The sequence below is a fragment of the Oryzihumus sp. genome, assembly GCF_054325275.1.
On record NZ_JBTCWL010000022.1, the window covers coordinates 27,589 to 51,546 of the forward strand.

Genomic DNA, 23,958 nt, shown 5'->3' on the forward strand with positions numbered 1-23,958 from the left:
GTGAGTCCACGGCATACCCCGCCGTTGCGGTTCGTGCAGGTCGCGTCGGGGACGCGACCGGGGCGCGTCAGCGCTGGCGGTCGGTGTCGACGATGTCGACGCGGACCGGCTGACCACCGGCGAGCGCACCCATGACGGTGCGCAGTGCGCTGGCGGTGCGGCCGGACCGACCGATCACGCGGCCGAGGTCGTCCGGGTGGACGCGGACCTCGAGGATCTCACCGCGGCGCAGCTCCTTGCGCCGGACGGCGACCTCGTCCTCGTGGTCGACGATGCCCTTGACGAGGTGCTCGAGCGCCTCCTCGAGCACGGTCAGGCCTCGGCCTTCGCGGTCTCGTCGGCAGCAGCCTCCTCGGCGGCGGGGGCCTCGGCGGGCGCCTCGTCAGCCTTCTTGGCAGCCTTCTTCTTCGGCGTGGTGGCGGCGGCGCCGCTCTCCTCGGCCTTGCCGGCAGCGGCGATGGCGGCCTCGTAGAGGTCCTTCTTGGAGGGCTTGGCCTCCTTGACCTTGAGGGTGCCCTCGGCGCCCGGCTCACCCTTGAACTTCTGCCAGTCGCCGGTGATCTTCAGCAGCTTCTCGACCTGCTCGGTCGGCTGGGCGCCGACGGAGAGCCAGTGCTGGGCCCGCTCGGAGTCGATCTCGATGAGCGAGGGCTCCTCGGTGGGGTGGTACTTGCCGATCTCCTCGATCGCACGACCATCGCGCTTGGCGCGGGAGTCCATGACGACGACGCGGTAGAACGGTGCACGGATCTTGCCCATGCGCTTCAGACGAATCTTGACGGCCACGGTTGTGGTGTCTCCTGTTTCTGGTTGTGAGCACGGCGAGACCGGGTGGGGAACACGCGGGGAGCCGACGCTCGGTGTGTAGGCGTTCCAGCCAGCCGAGAGGGTGGTGGCTGGACGGGTACAGCCGACCATTCTGCCAGACGCGGGCGGGGAGCCCGACCACGAGCGGTCAGCGGTTCTGCCACGCCCCCGGGTCGGTGGCCAGCTCGCGCACGTGCTCGGGCAGCGCGCCGGTGCGCAGCTGCTCCAGGCTGGTCTCGTCCAGGACGCGGCGCAGGCTGGCCCGCACGGCCACCCAGACCACGGGCAGGTGCTTGGCCACCCCCTCGTATGCCGTCTCGTGCGGCCGCAGGCCGCGCACCTCCGCGAGCGGCCCGTCCACGACCCGGAACACCTCGCCGAGGGTGATCTCGGCGGCCGGCCGGGCCAGGGTGTAGCCACCGGAGGCACCGCGCTGGCTGGTCACGATGCCGGCCCGGCGCAGGTCGGACAGGATCGCCTCGAGGAACTTCCTGGGCAGCGTCTGGGCGGAGGCGAGCGCCTCGACCGACACGGGGCCGCCGGGGCGCTCGGCCAGCGCGAGCAGCGCCCGGATCGCGTAGTCGGTCTTGGCGGAGATGTCCACGCGCTGATTCTGTCCCACCCAAAGCCCGGCGCGCGGGACGGGGCGGGTGCAGCATCGAGGCATGTCGTTCTTCCCGCCGCTGCCAGAGCCTGATCCGGAGCCGGAGCGCCCCCGTCAGTAACCCCGTGTTCCCCGGCCAGTAACTGGCTACCCGGCCTCGCACCCTGGAGGGTCGGGGCGGTGTTCGCGGATGGGCGCCGGGCGCTGGTTGACGACACCTTCACGCCACCCGGCGTGGAGGTGCGTGAGTCGGCCGCCCACCTGACCCCGCAGGAGGGCAGCGGGGGTGGCCTCACCTCCCGCCAGACCTACTGGTTGTGGCCGCTGCCTCCCGCAGGCCCCCTGGAGGTCTACTGCGAGTGGCTGGCGCGCGGCATACCGGAGACGAAGGTGGAGCTGGACGCGGGCGACCTCGTGGCTGCCGCCGCACGCGCCGTCGAGCTGTGGCCGATGCCCGAGGTCAGCGGGGACTACGGCTGGATGTGGCCCTCCGGCGGGATGTGAGGCTCAGGCGGTGACCCCGCGGCGACGGCGCAGGCCGGTGTCGACCGAGGCGAAGACCGCGTCGACCGCGATGCCGATCGCGAGGATGGCGATCATCAGCGCGATCATGTACGTCGTGTCGCCGAGCTCGCGGCTCTGGGTGAGGAAGACCCCCAGGCTCGGGCGGTTGGCGATCGAGACCAGCAGCTCCCCGGCCAGCAGCGAGCGCCAGGCGAAGGCCCAGCCCTGCTTCAGGCCGGAGACGATGCTCGGCAGCGCCGCCGGCAGCACCACGTGACGGTAGAGGGACAGCCCGCTGGCACCGATGTTGCGCCCGGCCCGCAGCAGCAGCGGCGGGACGTAGTCCACTCCCCCGATGACGCCGTTGGCGATCGAGGGCACCGCGCCGATGAGGATGACGAACAGGATCGCCTGCTCGGAGAGCTGGAACAGCAGGATCGCCAGCGGGAACCACGCGATCGAGGGCATGGTCTGCAGCCCGGTGATGAGTGAGCCGATGGCGGCGCGCAGCACCCGCGAGCGCGAGACCACGACGCCGAGCACCAGGCCGATCACGGCGGCGATGGCGAAGCCGACGAGGCCGCGGGTCATGGTGATCGAGACGGCCTTCCAGAAGTCCCCGGTGGTGACCTGGTGGCCGAGCTCGCGAAACACCGGAAGCGGTCCGGGCAGCAGGTAGCTCGGCTTCCAGCCACTGAGCACGACGGCCTGCCACGCGCCGAGGGCCAGCACGATGGCGGCGAGCTTGGGCCAGGCGGCCTGCCAGACCCGGCGGCTGCGCTGGTGCGAGTCGCCGAGGTCGAGCGCGTCCAGGCCGCGCAGCTCGGTGTTGTCCCGGCCCGGGAGCCGCTCGGTGACCTCAAGAGCCATGGCGGGCCACCTCCTCGCGCAGCGCGTGGGTGATCTCACCCGAGAGCGTGGAGACGGCGCTGTCCTCGATCCGGCGGGGGCGGGTGATGTCGACGGGGTACTCCTTGACGATCCGTCCCGGCCGGCTGGACAGCAGCACCACGCGGTCGCCCAGGCGGACGGCCTCGCGGACGTTGTGGGTGACGAACAGGACACTGAGCGAGCGCTCGCGCCAGATCGACTCCAGCTCGTCGTGGAGCAGGTCGCGGGTCATGGCGTCGAGCGCCCCGAAGGGCTCGTCCATGAGCAGCACGGGAGCCTGGGTGGCCAGGGTCCGGGCCAGCGCGACGCGCTGGCGCATCCCGCCGGAGAGCTCGTGCGGGCGCCGGTCGGCGAAGTCGCCGAGGTGGACCACGTCGAGGTACTCCCGGGCGCGGGCCTCGCGGTCCTGGCGCCCGACTCCCTTGAGCCGCAACGGTGTCGCGACGTTGTCCAGCGCCGAGAGCCACGGGAACAGGGCCGACTCCTGGAACATCAGGGCGGCGTGGCCGTCGACCCCGACCTCCCCGGAGGAGACGTCGTCGAGGCCGCTGACCAGGTTGAGCAGCGTGGACTTGCCGCAGCCGGAGGCGCCGACGAGGCAGACGAACTCCCCGGGATGCACCTGCAGGTCGATCCCGTCGAGGGCGAGGACGCCGTGCTCCCCGGCGTACCGCTTGGTGACCCCCCGGAGGGTGACGGCGTGGCGGGTGCTGGTCGCCACGCCGTCCTCCCCCCGGGCGGCAGCGGTCGTGACGGCCGCTGTCATGACGCCACCGCCGGCTTGCCGCGCTCCTTGAGCAGCGCGTTGAGGAGCTTGAGGTCGATCAGGGTGCCCAGCTCGGGCTTCTTCTTCAGCACGCCCACGTCGTAGGCGTTCTGCGCCCCGGTGAGGATCGAGGAGGCCACCGGGTCGACGGTAAAGGTCAGCTGCGGCCAGGCCGCGGTGATGACCTCGGGCTTGAGTGGCTTGCCGGACACCTTGGCGATGACGTCGGCGACGTCCTGCTGGCTCTTGGTCGGGTCCTTGGCGATGAAGTCCGCGGCGTCGAGGTCGCCGGCCAGCAGCGCCCGGACGGTGCCGGGGTGCGCCTTGAGGAAGTCGGTGCGGACGGCGAGGACCGTCGTGGCGAACTTCTGGTTGGGCCACAGGGTGCGCTCGTCGACGAGGACCTTGCCGCCGGCCTGCACCATACGCGTGGCGTAGGGCTCGGGGACCCACGCGCCGGCGATGAGGTGCTGCTTGAAGGCGTCCAGGGTCTGGGAGTTGTCCTGCGGAGCGATGTTGACGTCGCCCCCACCCTGGAGGTCGGTGCTCAGGCCCTGGCCCTTGAGCCAGTAGCGCAGGGCGATGTCCTGCGTGTTGCCCAGCTGCGGCGAGCTGACCTTCTTGCCCTTGAGGTCCGTGGCGGTCTTGATCGACTTGTCGACGACGAGCGAGGCACCACCCGAGGCCGCGCCGGCGACGATGGTCACGGCCTGGCCGTTCGTGTTGATGTAGGCGTTGGTCGCCGGGCCGGGCCCCACGTAGGTGGCGTCGATGGCGCCGGACTTCAGCGCCTCCATCGCGGCGGGACCGGCGTTGAAGGTCTTGACCTCGAGCTTGGTCTTGCCAAGCTCCTTGGCGAAGAAGCCCTCCTTGTCGGCGACGATCGCGGTGGCGTGGGTCAGGTTCGGGAAGTAGCCCAGCTTGACGGAGGTGACGGGGGTGTCACTCGCGGACGAGCTCCCCCCGCAGGCGGCCATCGAGAGGGCGGAGGCGAGCGCACCGAGCGCGAGGGCGACGCGGCCCAGGGGACGGGACATGCGGTTCTCCTGCCTGCATGAGTCGGGTGCGGCCACCCGACTTCTCCTATGCACCTAGTAGGTCTTGTGAGTACGACTGTGCGGTCGGCACGGCGTTCATGGACTCGACGAAGCGCGGATCCTGCCTCACCCCTTTTGCCGAGCGCCGTTGCCCGGCAAGGGACGGAGGTGGCGGCCAGGATCTCCGCGGTATGCCGCGCGCCCCGCCGCCGGGGGCGGCAGGACGCGACTCTCCTACGCCATGAGTAGGAGTTTGGATAGCGCAGAGTTATCAGTCAAATAACACCGCGTTACTTCTCGGATACTGGATCCCCCGGGGTGGGCAGCTCGAGAGCCCAGGCTGACTCACACAGCCGCGGCGCGGACTGCGAGCGCGAGCCGGGCCACCTGCCCGGCGCTGGCCGGCACCGAGGCGTCGACCCGGTGCGCCGGCCCCACCCCCAGCGGCCGGGCTGCCTCGGCGTCGGCCGCCACCTCGCACCGGACCTCCGACACGGAGGCCGGGGCCAGGCCCGCCACGGCCAGGCCCCGCTCGACGCGGTCACGGTCTGCCGACCCGAACGAGCCCTCGACGACAGCGCCGACCGGCGACGCGGCGAGCAGCGCCCAGACCGCGTCGGCATCCGTGACCACGTCCGTGGACAGCAACGGCACCCCGAGCTCCTCGGCGAGGGCGCGCGCCAGCGTCGTCCTGCCCGACCCGGGCACCCCGCCCACGAGGACCACCAACCGCCGACGCCGCTGCGGGGCGTAGGGCCGGGCAGGCCACTCCTCGGCGGTCATCGCGTAGCGGTCGTGGTCGCGCCAGGACTCCCGACCCGAGCTGTCGGCCAGCCACAGCATCCGCGGCGTGTAGCCCTCGTGCCGGAAGCCCACCGAACGCAGCAGGCCGGCCGAGGTGACGTTGCCCGGCTGGACGCTCGCCTCGAGGCGGTGCAGCCCCATCCCGTGCGGCTCGGCGGCGAAGGCCAGCCCCACGACCAGCCGCATGCCCTCGGCGAACATGCCGCGGCCGGCATACGGGTCGTAGGCGTCGTAGCCCATGGCTGCGGACAGGAACCGGCCGTGGACGACGTTGGTGACGTTGACCTTGCCGACGACGTCATGGTCACCTTCGGGCCGGCGGGCCCGGATGACGAACGTGCGGTGACCGCGGGACTGGGCGCCGAGGTGGGTGGCCAGGTCCTCGGGGTTGACCGGGTTCCAACGGGACAGGCGGTCGCGGGAGCGCTCCACCGCGCGCCGGTAGGGGTCGAGGTCCTCCCGGCGCACGGGGCTGACCCACACCCGCTCCCCGACCGCGTGCAGCTCGGGCAGAGCGTGGCCCTCAGGCGACAACGCGGCCTCGCAGCACGACGTAGGTCGGGTGGGCCAGCACGCCGATGTCCTCGCGCGGGTCGGCGGCGTAGACGACCAGGTCGGCCCCGGCGCCCTCCTCCAGCCCGGGCCGGCCGAGCCAGCGGCGCGCACCCCAGGTCGCCGCCTCCAGGGCCTGCTCCGCCGGGATTCCCGCCCGCACCAGCTCGGCGGCTTCGGCGGCGACCAGGCCGTGCGGCAGCGACCCGCCGGCGTCGGTGCCCAGGTAGATCGGGATGCCGGCGTCGTGCGCGGCGGCGACGGTCTCGTAGCGGCGGGCGTGCAGGTCGCGCATGTGCTTGGCGTAGAGCGGGAACTTCTCCTCGGCCGAGGCCGCGATGGCGGGGAAGGTGTCGATGTTGACCAGGGTCGGCACGATGGCGATCCCCTGCGCGGCGAAGGCGTCGATGGTGTCCGGCTCCAGGCCCGTGGCGTGCTCGATGCAGTCGGTGCCGGCGGCCGCGAAGTCACGCAGCGACTCCTCGCCAAAGCAGTGCGCGGTGACCCTGGCGCCCTCCTCGTGGGCGGCCGCGATGGCGGCGGTGAGGGCCTCCCGCGGCCAGCACGGTGCCAGGTCGCCGGAGTCGCGGTCGATCCAGTCGCCGACGAGCTTGACCCAGCCGTCCCCGCGCCGGGCTTCCTGCCGCACGTAGGCGGCCAGGTCCTCGGGCTCGATCTCGTGGGCGTAGTTGCGGATGTAGCGTCGGGTCCGGGCGATGTGCCGGCCGGCACGGATGACCCGCGGCAGGTCCTCGCGCTCGTCGATCCAGCGGGTGTCCGCCGGCGACCCGGCGTCGCGGATCAGCAGCGTGCCGGCCTCCCGGTCGGCGAGCGCCTGCGCCTCGCTCGTGGCGTCGTCGACGGCGCCGTGGGCGTCGAGCCCGACGTGGCAGTGGGCGTCCACCAGGCCCGGCAGGGCCCAGCCGGAGACGGTCTGGACGTCCGCACCCGGCTGCGGCGCGGCATACGACAGGCGGCCGTCGACCACCCACACCTCGTCGCGCACCTCCTCGGGGCCGACGAGGACCTGTCCCCTGACGTGCAGCACCGGCGCGCTCATGGCGCGACCCTACCCACCACCCGCGGAGCCGGCGTCCCGGCCCGCGAGCGCATCGAGCTCGCGGGCGAGTGCGGCACCGAGAACGTCGAGGTCCGGTACGCGCTCCGGGTCGGCCAGCACCGCGACGGCGAGGGTGCCCGCGTAGGAGAGCACGCCGAAGCTGACCGTCACGTTGCCCGGGGTCGGCGCCACCGGGACGACCGCCTCCACCGGCACGCCGGCGATGGCCCAGCGCTCGACCGGGCCGCGCAGGTCGCTGACGAACGTGTGTACCAGCCGCTGGTGGTCCACGAACAACCGGAACAGCCCGAGCGTGGCCAGCAGCCGGAAGGCCGGCACCAGCAGCGCCGCCGACCCACCGCGCTGGGCGGCCCGGCGGGCGGCCGTCAGGGCCGCGACCCGCCGCAGGCGCTCGGCACGGTCGGCCCGCAGGTCGACCGTCACCGGCATGGCGCCGACCTGGTTCCCCAGCTGCGACGCGGAGGTCTGCGTGCGGGCGCTCACCGGCACCGACACCACGAGCTCGGCCAGCGGCTCGCCGCGTGCCGCGACCAGGTCGCCGAGCGCGCCGCCGATGGCCGAGACCACCTCGTCGTTGACGGTCGCCCCGTGCTGGTGCGCGGCCGCACGGACGCCGGCCAGCGGCACCGAGACCACGAGGAGTCGGCGGCGAGGGCCGGTGCGGACGTTGAGCGAGGTCCGGGCCGCGAGCCGGACCCGCTGCAGCCCGAGCTCGGTGGCGGCCGCTGCGACCCGCCGCCCGGCGAGCGGCATCCGTCGCACGGCGGCCGCCCGCGCCGTCCAGGCGTCCCTCAGCAGGACCCTCGTCGTCGGCCGGGCTGGGTGCCCCGCGCGGGCCGGTGGGTGCTGCGTCGCGTCGGCCAGCGCCCCCAGGACCGCGAGGCCGCCCACCCCGTCGGAGACCACGTGGTGCATGACCAGCACGAGCGCCACTCCCCCGCCAGGAAGACCTTCCACCACCACTGCAGCCCACAGGGGACGGTCGCGAGGGAGCGGCGTGGTGACCAGGGCGGCGGTCAGCTCCAGCAGGTCACCGGTCAGCGTCACCCGTCGCACGTGCCGTTCGGCCCTGAATCCCGCGTCCTCCACCCACACCGGTCGACCGCACCCGGGCGGCGTGCGCACGAGCCGTTGCCGGAGCCGGGGCACCCACCCGCAGGCGGCGCCGACGGCAGCGGCCACCGCGCCCGCATCGGCCCCGGCGCCGAGGAGCAGCAGGGCCCCCACCTGCATCGGCACCGGCCCGCGGTCGGCGGCGAGCGCCATGAGGTCGTCGGCGCTGGCCCGGTCGACCCACGTCCCCGCCATGCCGACACTCCGCCCCGGACCGCTCAGCGGTACTCGGGGTTGAAGTCGAAGCGCTGCCCCTGCTCCCACGCCGAGCGTTGGTTGCCCCACGCGGGGATACCGCCGGCGTCGGTGATCATCTTCGCCAGGTGCAGGAGGTTCCACGTCATGAACGTGGTGTTGCGGTTGGTGAAGTCGTTCTCGGGGCCGCCGGAGCCCGGGTCGAGGTAGGACGGGCCGGGGCCGACCTCGCCGATCCAGCCGGCGTCGGCCTGCGGCGGGATGACGTAGCCGAGGTGCTGCAGGCTGTAGAGGATGTTGCTGGTGCAGTGCTTGACCCCGTCCTCGTTGCCGGTGATCAGCGCCCCGCCGACCCGGCCGTAGAAGGCGTACTGCCCGTGCTCGTTGAGCTGGCTGGACTGGGCGTAGAGCCGCTCGATCACCCGCTTGGTGACGCTGGAGTTGTCCCCCAGCCAGATCGGCCCGGCCACGACGAGGATGTGCGCGGCCTGGACCCGCGGCCACAGCTGCGGCCACTCGTCGGTGGCCCAGCCGTGCTCGGTCATGTCCGGGTAGACGCCGGTCGCGATGTCGTGGTCGACCGCCCGGATCTGGTCTACCTCCACGCCGTGCCGGCGCATGATCGCCGCGCTGCGGTCGACCAGGCCCTGGGTGTGGGACAGCTCCGGCGAGCGCTTGAGGGTGCAGTTGATGAACAGGGCCTGCAGCCCGCTGAAGTCCCAGTCGCGGTGTCCGTCCTGGCTCATGGGCCGGACGGTACGCCCGTCGCCGGGCACGGGCGACCGCCTCCTGCCGTATGCCGGGTGGTCGCCACGCGTGGTCAGCCCTCCAGTGGGGCGGGCACGGCCACGACGTCGACCAGCGCCTCGCCGCGCACCGCGGTGAGCTCGGTGCGTCGGCCGACCGCCTCGGCGAACAGCAGCCGTTGCAGCGACTGGGCGTCGCGCAGGGGCTGGCCGTCGACGGCCAGGAGCAGGTCGCCCCGGCGCAGCCCCGCCCGCTCGGCCGGGCTGCCGGTGACGACCTCGACCACGCGCAGGGCGGTGCGCTGGCCGGTGGCGTCGGCGAACCGCGGCGGCAGCGGGGCGGGCGTGGTGACCAGCCCGAGGTAGGCACGGCGCACCCGGCCGTCGGCGCGCAGGGCCTCGATGATCCGCCAGCTCGTCGCGTTGACCGGCACGGCAAGCCCGACCCCGATGCCGGCCACTGCCGTGTTGATGCCGACCACCCGGGCGCGGGCGTCGGCCAGGGCACCGCCGGAGCTGCCGGGGTTCAGCGCCGCGTCGGTCTGGATGACGTCCTCCACGATCCGGCTGGCGGTGCCGGACCGGGTGGGCAGCGAGCGACCCAGGGCGCTGACCACCCCGGCGGTCACGCTGCCGGCCAGGCCGAGCGGGTTGCCGACGGCCACGACGAGGGTGCCGACCCGCAGCCGTTCGGCGCTGCCGAACTCCGGCGGGTCCGGCACCTCCCCCTCGGCGCGCAGCACGGCCAGGTCGGAGAGCGGGTCGGAGCCGACCACGTGGACGCGCACGCCCAGGCCGTTGGCGAACTCGGCGGTCCCCGAGGTCGCGCCGTCGACGACGTGGGCGTTGGTCAGCAGGTGCCCGTCGGCGGTGAGCACCACCGCCGAGCCACCGGCCTCGGCCTCCCCGCCGCGGACCCGGCGGCGCACCCGGATGCTGGCCACCCGGGGGATGAGCCGGTCGGCCACCCCGGTGACGACCTGTGAGTAGGCGTCCAGCGCCTCCTGCTCGGACCGGTTCTCGAAGACGTCCATCGCGCACTCCTGCTTACACCGTTACAGGTGCAAACGGCGGGCATCCCCTGGCTGTTCCACGCGGCCGTTCGCGGCTGGCCGCAGCCGGTCAGGAGGCTGCGGCCAGCGCGGTGAGTCCATGCGCAGCCACCGTCTTGTATGCCGCGATGGCCAGCTCCTCGATATGGTCATGGGTCGGTGCGCTGTTGACGCCCATCGCCAGGAGGAGCCCCGATCCGGGGAACCAGACGTGGAGCGTGCGGAACCCGAGCGTCTCGCCCTCGTAGAACCAGACGGTGCCGAAGCCGGGGAAGGTGGCCTGCGCGACCCCGAGACCGAACGCGCTCGGGTCGCTCGGCGACGTGGTCGCGATGGGCTTGCCGGTGCGTGTCGAGACGAGGCTGAGCAGCTCGGCCTGCTGCCGGGCTGGCAGCAGGTGACCGCCGTACATCGCCCGCTCCCACCGGATCATGTCGCCGGTGGTGCTGATGATGCCTCCGGCGCCTCGCGCCCAGGACAGGGAGTCGCGGCTGACGTCCCGGCCCTTCAGGCCCAGCAGGACCGGCGGCTGGTCGTTGAAGTAGTACCCGGCCGGTTCGCGCTTCGTGACCGACCGCGGGTAGACGTCGGGCCGGTACCACAGCTCGTCCAGGCCGAGGGGCCCGATGATCCGGGAGCGCAGCTCGTGCTGGTAGCTGCGCCCGGTGGCCTTCTCGATGACCATCTCGGCGAGGACGTAGTTGGTGTTGGAGTAGTGGTAGCCGGTGGTCGCGGGTGCCCCGACGGCGAACGAGACGAGATCGCGCGCGGAGAAGTACCGGTGGGGGTGCGCCGCGTAGGCGGCAAGCATCGGGTCCTGGTCGGAGTAGTTGGGGATGCCGCTGGTCATGTTCAGCAGCCGCTTGATCGTGACGCCACGCCACTGCGGGTACTGCGGCAGCCACCGGCCCAGCGTGTCGTTGATCGACAGGCGGTGCTCCGCCTCGAGCTGGAGCAGCAGCACCGACGTGAACGCCTTGGTGTTGCTGCCGATCTGCCAGACGCTGTCGCTGTCCACGGCGTCGGACCCGCCGAACCGGGTGGTCCCGGCGGCCACGTCGATGCTGTGCCGCTGGCCGCGAAGGCTCACGCTCAGCGCCGCCGCGGAGGCGTGCTCTTCCACGCCGTGCGCGCGCAGGTAGTGCTCGACGTCGGCCCGGAGCTCACCGGCGAGACAGGACCGGTCGCAGGTGGCGGCGACGGTCGCCCGGGACGATGCCGCTGGCGCGGCGACAGTGGCGACCGCCGGCGTAACCAGGACCCCGATGGCGAGCAGTGGGGTGACGACCGCGCGGGTCAGGCGCACCCGGCTGAACTGGAGAGTGGCTCGACGTCCCATGACCGGCTCCAACGCCAACGGGCTCCGCCGGGCAGCGTCCGCGACCCGGCGCTCCCACCACCCTGTGGCGACGCGCGAGGAGCCGTCAATCACCCCAAAGACGTGACCCGGCCCGCGCCGTGGCGCAGGCCGGGTCACCGGTAACCGCTGACCGGGTCAGCGGCCGAGGAACTTCTCGAAGCCCTTGGGCAGCTCGACGTTGGCCGGGTCCGTGGCGGCCGGCTGGCCGTCGTCCTGGCCACCCGGCATACCGAAGGCCTGGTTGGCGGCGTTGATCCGGGCGTTGGCGGCCTTCTCGGCCGCCGCCTTCTCCTCCGCGGCGCGTTTGGCCGGGTTGCCGCTCTTGCCCTTCTTGCGCTGCTGGCCCTTCGCCGCCTTCTTGGCGCCGCCCATGCCCGGCATCCCCGGCATCCCCGGCATGCCGGGGACCCCGCCGCCGCGGCGCAGGCTGCGCATCATCTTCTGAGCCTGGGTGAAGCGCTCGAGCAGCTGGTTGACCTCGGAGACCGAGACGCCCGAGCCACGGGCGATGCGGGCGCGACGGGAGCCGTTGATCTGCTTGGGGTGGGTGCGCTCGAACGGGGTCATCGAGCGCACCATGGCCTCGACCCGGTCGAACTCGCGCTCGTCGAGCGAGTCGAGCTGGGCGCGCATCTGGCCCATGCCCGGCATCATGCCGAGCATCTGCTTGAGCGAGCCCATCTTCTTGATCGCGGACATCTGCTGCAGGAAGTCGTCGAAGGTGAAGTCCTCCTCCTCGAGGAACTTCCGCGTCATCTCCTGCGCCTGGCGCTGGTCGAAGGCCTTCTCGGCCTGCTCGATCAGGGTGAGCACGTCACCCATGTCGAGGATGCGCGAGGCCATCCGGTCGGGGTGGAAGACCTCGATGTCCTTGGTCTGCTCACCGACCGAGGCGAACATGATCGGCCGGCCGGTGACCTTGGCGACCGACAGCGCGGCACCACCACGGGCGTCGCCGTCGAGCTTGCCGAGCACGACACCGGTGAAGTCGACGCCCTCGGCGAATGCCTGGGCGGTCTCCACCGCCGCCTGGCCGATCATCGCGTCGATGACGAAGAGGACCTCGTCGGGGCTGATCGCCGCGCGGATGTCGGCGGCCTGCTGCATCAGCGCCTCGTCGATGGCGAGGCGGCCGGCCGTGTCGACGATGACCACGTCGTGCTGGCGCGCGCGGGCCTCGTCGATGCCCTGGCGGGACACCGTGACCGGGTCGCCGTAGGAGCGGGTGCCCTCACCGGACTCGACGGCGGCGTCGTAGCCGGCGACATTGCCCCGCTCGGGGGCGAAGACCGGCACGCCGGCCCGCTCTCCGACGACCTGCAGCTGGGTGACCGCGTTGGGGCGCTGCAGGTCGGCGGCCACGAGCATCGGGGTGTGGCCCTGGTCCTTGAGCCACTTGGCCAGCTTGCCGGCGAACGTGGTCTTGCCGGAGCCCTGGAGGCCGGCGAGCATGATGACCGTCGGCGGGTTCTTCGCGAACTGGATCCGCCGGGTCTGGCCGCCGAGGATCGCGACGAGCTCGTCGTTGACGATCTTGACGACCTGCTGCGCCGGGTTGAGGGCGCCGCTGACCTCCGCACCGAGGGCACGCTCGCGCACCGCGTGCGTGAACTCCTTGACGACGGGCAGCGCCACGTCGGCGTCGAGCAGGGCCATCCGGATGTCGCGGATCGTCGCGTTGACGTCGCTCTCGGACAGGCGGCCCTTGCCGCGGAGGTTCTTGAAGGTCGCGGTCAGGCGGTCAGACAGACTGGTGAACACCGGGCAAGGTTATCTTCCCTGCGCACCTGTCCCGTCGCACGCGTCGATCAGGACCGACACCGCCTGCGCCACACGGGCCGGCGGGAGGGCCCGACCGGCGAACTCGGTCAGGTAGAACGTGTCCAGCGTCTGCCCCGCGTAGGTGGCGATGTGCGCGCTGCGCACGCTCAGGCCGGCCTTGGCCAGCGCCAGCCCGACGTCGTGCAGCAGGCCGGGACGGTCCTGGGCGCGCACCTCGATGACCGTGGCGTCCAGCGAGGCCTGCGGCACCACCATCGCCCGCGTCTGCCCCGGTGACCCGGAGCTGGCGTGGGCACTGGCCGTCGGGCGCGGCGAGCGGCGGCGCTCCAGCGCCATCAGCGGCGCCCGGTCACCGCGGGCCAGGCGGAACAGCCCGCGCGCCAGCACGACGCCGTCGGGCGCGTCCCCGCCGGGGGACTCCACGTGCCACTCGTTGGCGGCGATGCCGTCCACGGTGCGCACCACCGCGGTCCGCACGACCAGGCCGTGCGAGGCGAGCAGGCCCGCGGTGTCGGCGAACAGCCCGAGCCGGTCCCGGTCGTAGACGTCGAGGCGGTGCACCCCGCCGACGCTGGTGACCTCCACGTGCGGTTCGCCGGCCACCACGGAGGTGATGACCTCCGGGGACAGCGGCCCTTCGAGCTCGTCGGGGACCGGCCGGGCGGTCTCGTCACCCAGTGCGGCACGCACTCCCCCGGTCAGGCGGTCGAGCAACTGAGCCCTCCAGTCGGTCCAGGCGGCCGGGCCCGCGGCGCAGGCGTCGGCCTCGGTGAGCGCCCGCAGCAGCTCCAGCACCGCACGCTCGCCGCCGACGGCGTCGACGACCGCGGCCACGGTCTGCGGGTCCTGCGGGTCTCGCCTCGTGGCGAGGTCGATCAGGGTGAGGTGCTCGCGCACGAGCAGGGTGACCAGGTCGACCTCGGTCGCGGGCAGCCCCATCCGGGCAGCGACCCGGGCGGCGACGGGGGCGCCGACGGTCGAGTGGTCGTGGGCGCCGGCCACCTTGCCGATGTCGTGCAGCAGCGCGGCCAGCAGCAGCAGGTCGGGACGCTCGACGTCCCGCAGCAGCGCCTTGGCCTGCACCACGGTCTCGACCAGGTGCCGGTCGACGGTGTGCCGGTGGACCGGGTTGCGCTGCGGCCGGCTGCGCACGTCGGCCCACTCCGGGATCCAGCGCTCGACCACGCCGGCCAGGTCCAGCCCCTCCCACACCGGGATCAGCCCCGGGCCGGCGGCGAGCAGGTCGGCGAAGAGCGAGCGGGCCAGCACCGACCACGGCTCGGACAGCGGGGCGCTGTGCTCGGCGAGGTTGGCCAGGGTCGCCGGGGAGATGGGCAGGTTGTTGCGGGCGGCCAGCACCGCGGCGCGCAGCGCCAGCAGCGGGTCGCGGGCCGGGTCGACGCTCGGGCCGAGGACGAGCTCGCCGTCGTGCTCGAACAGGCCGTAGCCCAGCGGGTTCAGCTGTGGGCGGCGCGGGCCGATGCGCAGGGTGCGGGCGCGCTGGGACTGTCCGGCGCGGCGTACCGTCGCGTCGAGCGCGAAGGCGATGGTCCGCGCGGAGGTGGCCACACCGGTGAGCATCGCGTCGGCGTCCGGCTCCCCCAGCAGCGCGGCGACCGCGTCGTGGTCCTCGCGGGTCAGCCGGTCCCGGCCGCGGCCGGTGACGACGTGCAGCGCGTCGCGCACGTCGAGCAGGTGCTCGTATGCCGTGTCGACCGCGCCGTGCGGGCGGTCCGCCAGCCAGGCGGCCGTCAGGGCCCGCAGCACGGTCATGTCGCGCAGGCCGCCGCGCGCCTCCTTCAGGTCCGGCTCGATGACATGGGCGAGGTCGCCGTGGCGCCGGTGGCGGGTCTCCAGGGACTCGACCAGCTCGGGCAGCCGGCGGCGGGCGTTGGCCCGCCAGTCGTGCGCCAGGGTGGCGCTGGCCGCCTGCACGACCTCGCGGTCCCCGGCGACCCAGGTCAGGTCCAGCAGGCCCACCGCCGCGGACAGGTCGGCCGCGGCCACCTGTCGGCACTGGTTGACGGTGCGGACGCTGTGGTCGAGCTTGGCGCCGCCGTCCCAGATGGGGTACCAGACGCGGTCGGCCAGCTCGGTCACGTCCCCCTCGGACAGCGAGCGCCCGTAGTGCAGCAGCACCAGGTCGTAGTCGCTGAGCGGGCCGCCGTCGCCGCGGGCGAGGCTGCCCACGCTGGCCAGCGCCACGCCCTCGAATCGGCCCCCCTTGGTCGCGTCGGCCCAGATGCCCTGGAGCTGGTCGCGGGCGAAGTCGGCCAGGGCGGTGCGGCGGCGCCGACCGGCACCCGGAGCACCGAAGCTCCGGGTGCCGGCCAGGTCGAGCCGCTGTGCGGTCAGGTCCATGTCCCGACCCATGACCTACAGCGCGTCCGGGCCGCGCTCGCCGGTGCGGACGCGTGCGACGTCCTCGACGGGAACGGTCCAGATCTTGCCGTCGCCGATGCGGCCGGTCTGGGCGGACTTGAGGATGGCCTCGACGACCCCGGTGGCGTCCACGTCGTCGACGAGGACCTCCACGCGCACCTTGGGCACGAAGTCCACGGTGTACTCGGCGCCGCGGTAGACCTCGCTGTGGCCGCGCTGGCGGCCGTAGCCGCTGGCCTCGCTGACCGTCATACCGGCGATCCCGAAGGCCTCGAGCGACTCCTTCACCTCCTCGAGCTTGTGCGGCTTGATGATGGCGGTGACGAGCTTCATACGGATGCTCCCTGCGTGGTCGTGGCGGGCTGGGGCGTGGCAGCCGGGGTGCCCGCGGGCGGCGGCGAGCCGCCGAAGCGGGAGCCGCCGCTGAGCGTGCCGAGGTCGTACGACGTCTCAGCGTGCTGGTCGAGGTCGATGCCCGCCACCTCGGCGTCGCGCTCGACGCGGAAGCCGAGCACCTTGGCCAGGACCGTGCCGATGGCGTAGGTCAGCACGAAGGAGAAGGCGAGGACGGCGAAGGCGCCGACAGCCTGGCGCCACAGCTGGTCCACGCCGCCACCGTAGAAGAGGCCGTCGACCCCGGCGGGGGCCGAGGCGGAGGCGAAGAAGCCGATCGCGAGGGTGCCGACGATGCCGCCGACGAGGTGGACGCCCACGACGTCGAGGCTGTCGTCGAAGCCGAAGCGGAACTTCAGGCCCACGGCCAGGGCGCAGACGACACCGGCGATGACGCCGATCGCGATGGCGCCGACCGGGGTGACCGCGGAACATGACGGGGTGATGGCGACCAGGCCGGCGACGATGCCGGAGGCGGCGCCCAGGGACGTGGCGTGCCCGTCCCGGAAGCGCTCGGTGGCGAGCCAGCCGATGGCGGCAGCGGCGGTGGCGACCATGGTGTTGACCCAGGTCACGGCGGCGGTGTTGTTGGCGCCGAGCGCCGAGCCGGCGTTGAAGCCGAACCAGCCGAACCACAGCAGGCCGGCGCCGAGCATCACCAGGGTGAGGTTGTGCGGGCGCATCGGCTCCTTGCGGAAGCCGACCCGCTTGCCGATCACGAGCGCCAGCGCCAGACCCGCTGCGCCGGCGTTGATGTGGACCGCTGTGCCGCCGGCGAAGTCGATCGCCTTGAGCTGGTTGGCGATCCAGCCGCCCTTGTCGGCCGCGTAGCCGTCGAAGGCGAACACCCAGTGCGCGACCGGGAAGTAGACGATCGTCGCCCAGACCACGGTGAAGACCATCCACGTGGAGAACTTGGTGCGGTCCGCGATGGCACCGCTGATCAGCGCCACCGTGATGATCGCGAAGACGGCCTGGAAGGCCACGAAGGCCAGTGCCGGGATGCCGCCGTGGGCCGGGGCCCCGTCGGCAGCGGCGACGTAGCCGAAGATCGAGTCCTTGCTGAGCAGGTTGCTCAGCCCGAAGTGCTGGAAGGGGTTGCCGATGAGGCCGTTCCACGAGTTGCCGAACGCCTCGCTGTAGCCCCAGAGGACCCAGACGACGCCGACCGACGCCATGGCCCCGAAGCTCATCATCATCATGTTCAGGACGCTCTTGGCCCTGACCATGCCACCGTAGAAGAACGCGAGACCGGGGGTCATCAGCAGTACCAGCGCGGCACTGGCGAGAACCCAGGCGGTGTCGCCGCTGTCGATTGTCATGCCGAAGAGGATGGACAGCGCCCGTTTCACCGGATGCGGTCTTGTGTTACAGCCGTGTTAGCGATCCCTCGTGCAGGTAAGCAACAGGTGAACGGCGGCGGGGTCCTCAGGACGCTCCGAGCGTCTCGCGCAAGTTCGTCCCAGCCGACACAGGAACGCTCCTGTGCGCGGTGGGACGAACCTGTGCGGGAGCGCTTCAGGGCCTGTATGCCGTGCGGCGGCCTCTCGAGCTCGCCCGGTCACGCCTCAGGAGATCAGCGCGTCGACGAAGGCCTCGGGGTCGAACGGGGCCAGGTCGTCGGGGCCCTCGCCGAGGCCGACCAGCTTGACCGGCACGCCGAGCTTGCGCTGCACGGCCACGACGATGCCGCCCTTGGCGGTGCCGTCGAGCTTGGTGAGCACGATGCCGGTGACGTTGACGACCTCGGAGAAGACCTCGGCCTGTCGCAGGCCGTTCTGGCCGGTCGTGGCGTCGAGGACCAGCAGCACCTCGTCGATCGGGGACTGCTTCTCGATGACCCGCTTGACCTTGCCGAGCTCGTCCATGAGGCCGACCTTGTTGTGCAGCCGTCCGGCGGTGTCGATGAGGACCACGTCGGCCTCGGCCTCCGCGGCGCCCTTGACCGCGTCGAACGCGACCGCTGCGGGGTCGGCGCCCTCCCGGTCGGAGCGGATGGTCGGCACCCCGACCCGCTCGCCCCAGGTCTGCAGCTGGTCGGCGGCGGCGGCCCGGAACGTGTCGGCCGCACCGAGCACGACGTCCTTGTCCTCGGCGACGAGCACGCGGGCGAGCTTGCCGACGGTGGTGGTCTTGCCGGTGCCGTTGACCCCGACGACCATCACCACGGCCGGGCGCCCGTCGACCCGCGAGGAGGCGACCTCACGGTCCATCGAGGGGTCGACGAGCGTCAGCAGGTCCGCGCGCAACCACTCGCGCACGGTGGCCTCGTCGGTGGCGCCCTCCACCTTGACCCGGGTGCGCAGGGAATCGACCAGCTCGGTGGTGGCCTCGACCCCGAGGTCGGAGGTCAGCAGGGTGTCCTCGACGTCCTCCCAGGCCTGCTCGTCCAGGCCGCCGCGGGACAGCAGCGACAGCAGGCCCTGCCCCATCGCCGAGTTGGAGCGGGCCAGCCGGGCCCGCAGGCGCTGGAGCCGGCCGACCGCCGGCGCGGGGGTCTCGACCGTGGGGGTCGGCTCGACCACGGGCGGCTCGAGCAGGTCCACCCCGGGCGACGTCTCCACGGTCCGCTTGGGCGTGTCCCGGGGCGGGGCGGACTCGTCGCCGACGGAGGGCTCCCTCGTGGCCGGCGGCGCACTGGGGGCCTGCGGCGGCAGCTGCTTGTCCTTGCCGCCGCGGCTGCGCAGCAGCCCGACGAGCAGGCCGACGCCGGCGAGGGCGATGACGACGACGAGGGCGAGGATCTCCTGGGTCTGGCTCACAACGCGCCATTGTCCCAGACCCGCGGCACCACCTGGCGCCGCGCGGGGGTCAGTCGGAGGGCCGGCTGCTGCTGTCCGTGACCTTGTCCTTGGCGCTCGAGAGCGCCTCACCGGTCTTCTCCACGGCGGCCTGGGTCACCTCGGTGGCCTTCTCGACGGCGGTGCCGGTCGCCTCCTTGACCTGGGCCACGACCTCCTCGCCGCGAGGGGTCAGGATGTCGCGTCCCTGACGGCGGGCCGGCACGGCCACCACGCCGACAACTGCTACGGCAAGACCCAGGCACAGCAGCATTCCGACGATGAGGACGACCATGGGTCCACGATGCCCCGGCCTGCTGTGGCGCGACAAATCCACCGGTACCCCTGTGACGGGTGTCACCTCACGCGCTGGAAGGGACGACTCAGGCCGGCTGGACGTCCCTGATCCGCTGGGACACCACGGTCGTCACGCCGTCGCCGCGCATGGTCACGCCGTAGAGCGCGTCGGCGATCTCCATGGTGCGCTTCTGGTGCGTGATGACGATGAGCTGGCTGGAGTCCCGCAGCTCCTCGAACAGCGTGATGAGCCGACCGAGGTTGGTGTCGTCGAGTGCGGCCTCGACCTCGTCCATGATGTAGAAGGGGCTGGGGCGGGCCTTGAAGATCGCCACGAGCAGAGCCACGGCGGTCAGCGAGCGCTCACCACCGGAGAGCAGCGACAGGCGCTTGATCTTCTTGCCCGGCGGACGGGCCTCGACCTCGATGCCCGTCGTCAGCATGTTCGCGGGGTCGGTGAGCACGAGCCGGCCCTCGCCGCCGGGGAACAGCCGCTGGAACACGCGCTCGAACTGCGCCGCGGTGTCGTGGTAGGCCTCGGTGAAGACGCGCTCGACCCGCTCGTCGACCTCGCGGACGATGTCGAGCAGGTCGCGCTTGGAGCTCTTGAGGTCCTCGAGCTGCTCGGTGAGGAACTTGTGCCGCTCCTCCAGCGCCGCGAACTCCTCCAGGGCCAGCGGGTTGACCCGGCCGAGCTGGGCCAGCTTGCGCTCGGCAGAGCGCAGCCGCTTGGCCTGCGCCTCGCGGACGTAGGGCTGCGGCTGCAGCGCGTCCGCCTCCTCCTGGTCCATGTCGGGGTCTGGGACAACCGGCACCATCTGGTGCGGGCCGTAGTCCTCGATGAGCACCTCGGGGTCGATGCCGAGCTCCTCGACCGCCTTGGCCTGCAGGGTCTCGATCCGGAGCCGCTGCTGCGCCCGGGCCACCTCGTCGCGGTGGACCGAGTCGGTCAGCTCGCGCAGCTCGTCACCGAGGGTGCCCATCTCGCGTCGGACCTGGGCCAGGGCGGCGTCGCGCTCGGTGCGCTCCCGCTCGGCCGTGGCCCGCTCGCGGCTGGCCTGCTCCAGCGAGCGGCTCACCGCCTCGACCGCGTATGCCGCGCCGCGGCGCACCGCCTCGGCCGCCGTGGCCTGGCGCCGGCGCCGCTCCCGGCGCGCGGCCGCGCGTTCGCGGGCGGCCAGCTCGTTGCGGGCCGCCGCCTCGAGGGAGTCCGCCCGCCCGGACATGGCCCGCGCGCGCTCCTCCCGGGTGCGCAGGGTCAGCCGTAGCTCGGTCTCGGCGCCGCGGGCTGCCGTGGCGGCCTGCTCGAGCCGGTCACGCTCGGCCGTCGAGGGCTCCTCCTCGGTCGGCTCGGCGCTGGCGTCCTCCAGGCGCTGCTCGAGGGAGGCGAGCTCGTCGCGGTCGGCGACCAGGGCTGCCTCGGCCGTGGCGATGGCCTTCTCGGTGCGCTCCGCCTCGGCGCGGGCCGAGCGGACCGAACCGCCGAGGTGCCCGAGGCGCTCGGCTACCGCGGCCATCCGCGCGTCGGAGTCGTGCAGGCGCTCCAGCGCCGCCTCGACCGCCTCGCCGAGCTCGGCGACCTGCTCCCGGGCGCCGGCCAGCGCGAAGCGGGCCTGCTCGCCGCGACGGGTCGCGTCCTGCACCTGCTCGCGGGTCTCCTCGACCGCGGCCTGCACCTCGATGAGGCTGGGCGCGGAGGCGCTCCCGCCGCGGGCGAAGCCGGGGGCGAAGACGTCGCCGTCAGGCGTGACCGCGCTGACCCCGTCACCGCGACGCACCAACGCGGCCGCGGCCTCGGCGTCGGGCACGAGAGCCACCTTGTCCAGCAGCTGCTCCAGGGCCGGCCGCACGGACTCGGGTGAGGTGGTGACGTCCAGAGCCCAGGTGGCACCGTCGGGCAGCGCCGGCCAGGTGGCGCGCTGCCCCGGCCGGGCGGTCTGGGCCACGAGCAGCCCGGCGCGGCCGGCGTCGTCGGCGCGCAGGGTGCGCAGCGCGTCGCCGGCCGCCTCGACCGAGTCAACGGCCACGGCGTCTGCCGCCCAGCCCCGGGCGGCGGCGACCGCGGCCTCGTGGCCGTGGGCGACCTGCAGCAGGGCGGAGACCGAGCCGATGACCCCGCCGACCCGGTCGGCCGCGGCGAGCAGGGCCGCAGCGCCGTCCTTGCGCCGCAGGCCCAGCTCCAGGGCCTCGAGGCGGGCCGTGAGGCTGGCACGGTCGCGCTCGGCGTTGCGCTCGGCCTCGACCCAGCGCTCACGCTCGGCCTCGGCGGTCTCCAGTGCCGCGGCGGCCTCCTCGTAGGCCGAGTCCAGGCCCTCCTCGCCCTCCTCGTCGACGGCGACGGAGGCCTCCAGCTCGGCGAACTCCGCCTCCGCTGCGGCCGCGCGCTGGCGGCTCTGCTCGGCAGTCTGGCGCAGGCGGCCGATCTCGGCCTCCCCCGCCTCGATCCGGCTGCGTCGGGCAGCGACCTGGCCGGAGAGCCGGGCCAGGCCCTCCCGTCGGTCGGCAGCCGCGCGGACCAGCCGGGCGAGGCGCTGCTGCTCCTCGGCGAAGGCCTTCTCGAGCTCGGACCGCTCGGCCGTGGCCCGCTCCAGCGCGTCCTTGGCCTGGGTTATCTCGGCGTGCAGCGCCTGCTCCTGCTCACGGATGGTGGCGGCCTGGGCGCGCAGCTGCTCGGGGTCACGACCGGAGCCCTGACCCGCCTCGGAGTCGTCCTCGGACAACAGGCGCACCCGCTCGGCCGCCAGCGACCCGGTGGCGGTGAGGCGCTCACGCAGCGAGGACAGGGCGAACCAGCGCTCCTGGGCGCGGGCGAGCTGCGGTGCGGCCTCGGCCGCCTGGCGCTCGAGCTCGGCGAGCCGGGCGCGCACGTCGGTGAGCGCCTCCTCGACCTCGGTGCGCCGGGCGATCAGCGCGGTCTCGTCGGCCACCTCCTGCTCCAGCGTGCTGGTGAGCTGGATCAGGTCGTCGGCCAGCAGGCGCAGCCGGGCGTCACGGGCGTCCGCCTGGATCACGGCGGCCTTGCGGGCGGCCTCGGCCTGTCGGCCGAGCGGGCCGAGCTGGCGGCGGATCTCGCCGGTCAGGTCGGTGACGCGGGTGAGGTTGGCCTCCATCTGCTCGAGCTTGCGCAGCGCGCGCTCCTTGCGCTTGCGGTGCTTGAGGACGCCGGCGGCCTCCTCGATGAACCCGCGGCGCTCCTCCGGCGTGGCCCGCAGCACGGTGTCGAGCTGGCCCTGGCCGACGATGACGTGCATCTCGCGGCCGATGCCGGAGTCCGAGAGCAGCTCCTGGACGTCGAGCAGCCGGCACGGGGTGCCGTTGATGGCGTACTCGGACCCGCCGTTGCGGAACATCGTCCGCGCGATGGTGACCTCGGTGTAGTCGATCGGCAGGGCGCCGTCGGTGTTGTCGATGGTCAGCGTCACCTCGGCGCGACCCAGCGGCGGCCGCCCGGCGGTGCCGGCGAAGATGACGTCCTCCATCTTGCCGCCGCGCAGGCTCTTGGCCCCCTGCTCCCCCATCACCCACGCGAGCGCGTCGACCACGTTGGACTTGCCGGAGCCGTTGGGGCCCACGATGCAGGTGATGCCGGGTTCGAGCCGCATCGACGTCGCGGAGGCGAAGGACTTGAAGCCCCGCAGGGTCAGGCTCTTGACGTACACGAGCGATGGGCTCCTCTAACCGGTGGTGAACTCGGCCAACCATACCGGCGGGGAACCCCGTGTCCGGGGAACTGGGTGAACTGGGAGCCGGCCCCCTACCTGACCGGCTCCGGGACGACCAGCTCCTGCTCGCGCAAGTTGTCGCGGAGCCGGTCGTTGTCGTGCTGCAGGTGCTCGATCAGGGTCTCGAGGTCACGCACGCGGGTCCGCAGACGCGCCGCCTCGAGCACGAGGCGATCGTCCCGGAATGCACGCTGACCCAGCAGGGCCTTGGCCATACCAACTCCGACAGGATCCTTCGCGCGTGCGAAGGGCGATGGATGGGGTCCGGGGACTGCGACCGACGCTGCCCCCGCGACCAGAGTGACACCGCCATCGCCGCAGGTCAACGCCACGCACCCCGGGCGGGCGACCGCCCGCTCACCGCTCGATGAACCCGGAGACCCCGTCACGCGGCATACCGTGCTGGACCACGACCGAGTCCACCCGGCCCGGCCGACGGTGCCGGCTGGGGGTCTCGCGCAGCAACGTCTCCAGCCTCGCGACCGCCTCCTCGCTGCCCTGGGCGACCACCTCCACCCGCCCGTCGGGGGTGTTGCGCGCGTGGCCGACCAGGCCGAGCTCGAGCGCCCGGGCACGGGTCCACCAGCGGAACCCGACGCCCTGCACCTGCCCGCGGACGAACATCACCGCACGGATCATGCCCGCGGGGCCTCCTCGAGCCAGCGGCGGAAGGCCTCCGGGCTGTAGGGCCGCCCGAGGAAGTCCTCGACGAGGTCCGCGGCGTCCTTGCTGCCGCCGGCGGCCAGGATCCGGTCGCGGTAGCGCAGTGCGGTCGCGTCCGCGAACAGGTCTTCCTTGTCAAACGCGGAGAACAGGTCCTTGGCGATGACCAGGCTCCACATGTACGTGTAGTAAGCCGAGCTGTAGCCGGACAGGTGCCCGAAGGCGGCCTGGAAGTGGGTGCCCTCCATGTAGGGGAACAGGTCGTAACGCTCCTGCAGCGTCCTCACCAGGGCCGTGCTGTCCTCCGCCCGCTCACGGTGCATCTGGTAGGACACCGAGGCGTAGAACATCTGGGTGCGCGCCTGGTACCCCTTGCCGAAGTCGTCGGCGGCCCGCATCTTCCTGACCAGCTCGGCCGGGATCGGCT

23 protein-coding genes are annotated in these 23,958 nt (G+C 73.0%); 1 reads left to right on the forward strand and 22 read right to left on the reverse strand.

Annotated features, from left to right (window positions below):
* Positions 1 to 67: 67 nt before the first annotated feature.
* The 3 genes from ACXVGS_RS07795 to ACXVGS_RS07805 all read right to left on the reverse strand — a co-directional run bounded on the left by ACXVGS_RS07795 (position 68) and on the right by ACXVGS_RS07805 (position 1,411).
* Entirely contained in the window at positions 68 to 310 is a 243-nt protein-coding gene (locus ACXVGS_RS07795; protein WP_458531169.1) for an RNA-binding protein, read from the reverse strand.
* 2 nt (positions 311 to 312) lie between these two features.
* Positions 313 to 786, reverse strand: coding sequence for a 30S ribosomal protein S16 (rpsP, locus tag ACXVGS_RS07800; protein ID WP_458527647.1), 474 nt, complete (start codon positions 784 to 786; stop codon positions 313 to 315).
* Positions 787 to 955: 169 nt separating this feature from the next.
* Positions 956 to 1,411, reverse strand: a complete 456-nt coding sequence (locus tag ACXVGS_RS07805; protein ID WP_458527648.1) for an RrF2 family transcriptional regulator — start codon at positions 1,409 to 1,411, stop codon at positions 956 to 958.
* A 180-nt stretch (positions 1,412 to 1,591) separates the two neighbouring features.
* Here ACXVGS_RS07805 and ACXVGS_RS07810 point away from each other — a divergent pair, with 180 nt between their 5' ends.
* Positions 1,592 to 1,915: a hypothetical protein gene (locus ACXVGS_RS07810; RefSeq protein WP_458527649.1), complete on the forward strand. Its 324-nt coding sequence runs from the start codon at positions 1,592 to 1,594 to the stop codon at positions 1,913 to 1,915.
* 3 nt (positions 1,916 to 1,918) lie between these two features.
* On the opposite strand, the gene ACXVGS_RS07815 is transcribed toward ACXVGS_RS07810, so the two are convergent.
* The 19 genes from ACXVGS_RS07815 to ACXVGS_RS07905 form a co-directional block, all read right to left on the reverse strand.
* Positions 1,919 to 2,785 (reverse strand): ABC transporter permease, encoded by an 867-nt coding sequence (locus ACXVGS_RS07815; protein ID WP_458527650.1) that lies wholly within the window; start codon positions 2,783 to 2,785, stop codon positions 1,919 to 1,921.
* Positions 2,775 to 3,572: an ABC transporter ATP-binding protein gene (locus tag ACXVGS_RS07820; RefSeq protein WP_458531167.1), complete on the reverse strand. Its 798-nt coding sequence runs from the start codon at positions 3,570 to 3,572 to the stop codon at positions 2,775 to 2,777. Before ACXVGS_RS07820 ends, ACXVGS_RS07815 begins: the two co-directional genes overlap by 11 nt.
* Complete coding sequence (locus tag ACXVGS_RS07825; protein ID WP_458527652.1) at positions 3,569 to 4,609, reverse strand: ABC transporter substrate-binding protein; 1,041 nt, start codon at positions 4,607 to 4,609, stop codon at positions 3,569 to 3,571. The genes ACXVGS_RS07820 and ACXVGS_RS07825 overlap by 4 nt, the downstream gene beginning before the upstream one ends.
* Before the next feature lie 345 nt (positions 4,610 to 4,954).
* Positions 4,955 to 5,947, reverse strand: coding sequence for a GNAT family N-acetyltransferase (locus ACXVGS_RS07830; protein ID WP_458536806.1), 993 nt, complete (start codon positions 5,945 to 5,947; stop codon positions 4,955 to 4,957).
* A complete protein-coding gene (locus ACXVGS_RS07835; protein WP_458527654.1) occupies positions 5,937 to 7,025 on the reverse strand; it encodes an amidohydrolase family protein in 1,089 nt (362 codons plus the stop codon). Before ACXVGS_RS07835 ends, ACXVGS_RS07830 begins: the two co-directional genes overlap by 11 nt.
* Before the next feature lie 9 nt (positions 7,026 to 7,034).
* Entirely contained in the window at positions 7,035 to 8,354 is a 1,320-nt protein-coding gene (locus ACXVGS_RS07840; protein WP_458527655.1) for a wax ester/triacylglycerol synthase domain-containing protein, read from the reverse strand.
* A 23-nt stretch (positions 8,355 to 8,377) separates the two neighbouring features.
* Positions 8,378 to 9,100: a flavodoxin family protein gene (locus tag ACXVGS_RS07845; RefSeq protein WP_458531164.1), complete on the reverse strand. Its 723-nt coding sequence runs from the start codon at positions 9,098 to 9,100 to the stop codon at positions 8,378 to 8,380.
* Positions 9,101 to 9,174: 74 nt separating this feature from the next.
* Positions 9,175 to 10,134, reverse strand: a complete 960-nt coding sequence (locus tag ACXVGS_RS07850) for a S1C family serine protease (protein WP_458536807.1) — start codon at positions 10,132 to 10,134, stop codon at positions 9,175 to 9,177.
* Positions 10,135 to 10,222: 88 nt separating this feature from the next.
* A complete protein-coding gene (locus ACXVGS_RS07855) occupies positions 10,223 to 11,491 on the reverse strand; it encodes a serine hydrolase domain-containing protein (protein WP_458527658.1) in 1,269 nt (422 codons plus the stop codon).
* A gap of 156 nt (positions 11,492 to 11,647) precedes the next feature.
* A complete protein-coding gene (gene ffh / locus ACXVGS_RS07860; protein ID WP_458527659.1) occupies positions 11,648 to 13,273 on the reverse strand; it encodes a signal recognition particle protein in 1,626 nt (541 codons plus the stop codon).
* 9 nt (positions 13,274 to 13,282) lie between these two features.
* On the reverse strand, positions 13,283 to 15,655 hold the full coding sequence (locus ACXVGS_RS07865) for a [protein-PII] uridylyltransferase (RefSeq protein WP_458527660.1): 2,373 nt from the start codon (positions 15,653 to 15,655) through the stop codon (positions 13,283 to 13,285).
* Positions 15,656 to 15,670: 15 nt separating this feature from the next.
* The gene (locus ACXVGS_RS07870) at positions 15,671 to 16,009 is read right to left on the reverse strand and encodes a P-II family nitrogen regulator (protein WP_458534214.1); all 339 of its coding nucleotides are present in this window, start codon (positions 16,007 to 16,009) and stop codon (positions 15,671 to 15,673) included.
* Complete coding sequence (locus ACXVGS_RS07875) at positions 16,006 to 17,391, reverse strand: ammonium transporter (protein WP_458527662.1); 1,386 nt, start codon at positions 17,389 to 17,391, stop codon at positions 16,006 to 16,008. The genes ACXVGS_RS07870 and ACXVGS_RS07875 overlap by 4 nt, the downstream gene beginning before the upstream one ends.
* A 246-nt stretch (positions 17,392 to 17,637) precedes the next feature.
* Positions 17,638 to 18,831: a signal recognition particle-docking protein FtsY gene (gene ftsY, locus ACXVGS_RS07880; RefSeq protein ID WP_458533006.1), complete on the reverse strand. Its 1,194-nt coding sequence runs from the start codon at positions 18,829 to 18,831 to the stop codon at positions 17,638 to 17,640.
* A gap of 49 nt (positions 18,832 to 18,880) precedes the next feature.
* Positions 18,881 to 19,144, reverse strand: a complete 264-nt coding sequence (locus ACXVGS_RS07885) for a hypothetical protein (protein ID WP_458527664.1) — start codon at positions 19,142 to 19,144, stop codon at positions 18,881 to 18,883.
* 88 nt (positions 19,145 to 19,232) lie between these two features.
* Positions 19,233 to 22,805, reverse strand: coding sequence for a chromosome segregation protein SMC (smc, locus tag ACXVGS_RS07890; RefSeq protein WP_458536808.1), 3,573 nt, complete (start codon positions 22,803 to 22,805; stop codon positions 19,233 to 19,235).
* Positions 22,806 to 22,900: 95 nt separating this feature from the next.
* Positions 22,901 to 23,035: a hypothetical protein gene (locus tag ACXVGS_RS07895; protein WP_458536809.1), complete on the reverse strand. Its 135-nt coding sequence runs from the start codon at positions 23,033 to 23,035 to the stop codon at positions 22,901 to 22,903.
* A 190-nt stretch (positions 23,036 to 23,225) separates the two neighbouring features.
* On the reverse strand, positions 23,226 to 23,507 hold the full coding sequence (locus ACXVGS_RS07900) for an acylphosphatase (protein ID WP_458527666.1): 282 nt from the start codon (positions 23,505 to 23,507) through the stop codon (positions 23,226 to 23,228).
* On the reverse strand, positions 23,504 to 23,958 hold a 455-nt coding region (locus tag ACXVGS_RS07905), incomplete at its 5' end, for a M3 family metallopeptidase (RefSeq protein WP_458536810.1). The genes ACXVGS_RS07905 and ACXVGS_RS07900, both read right to left, overlap by 4 nt.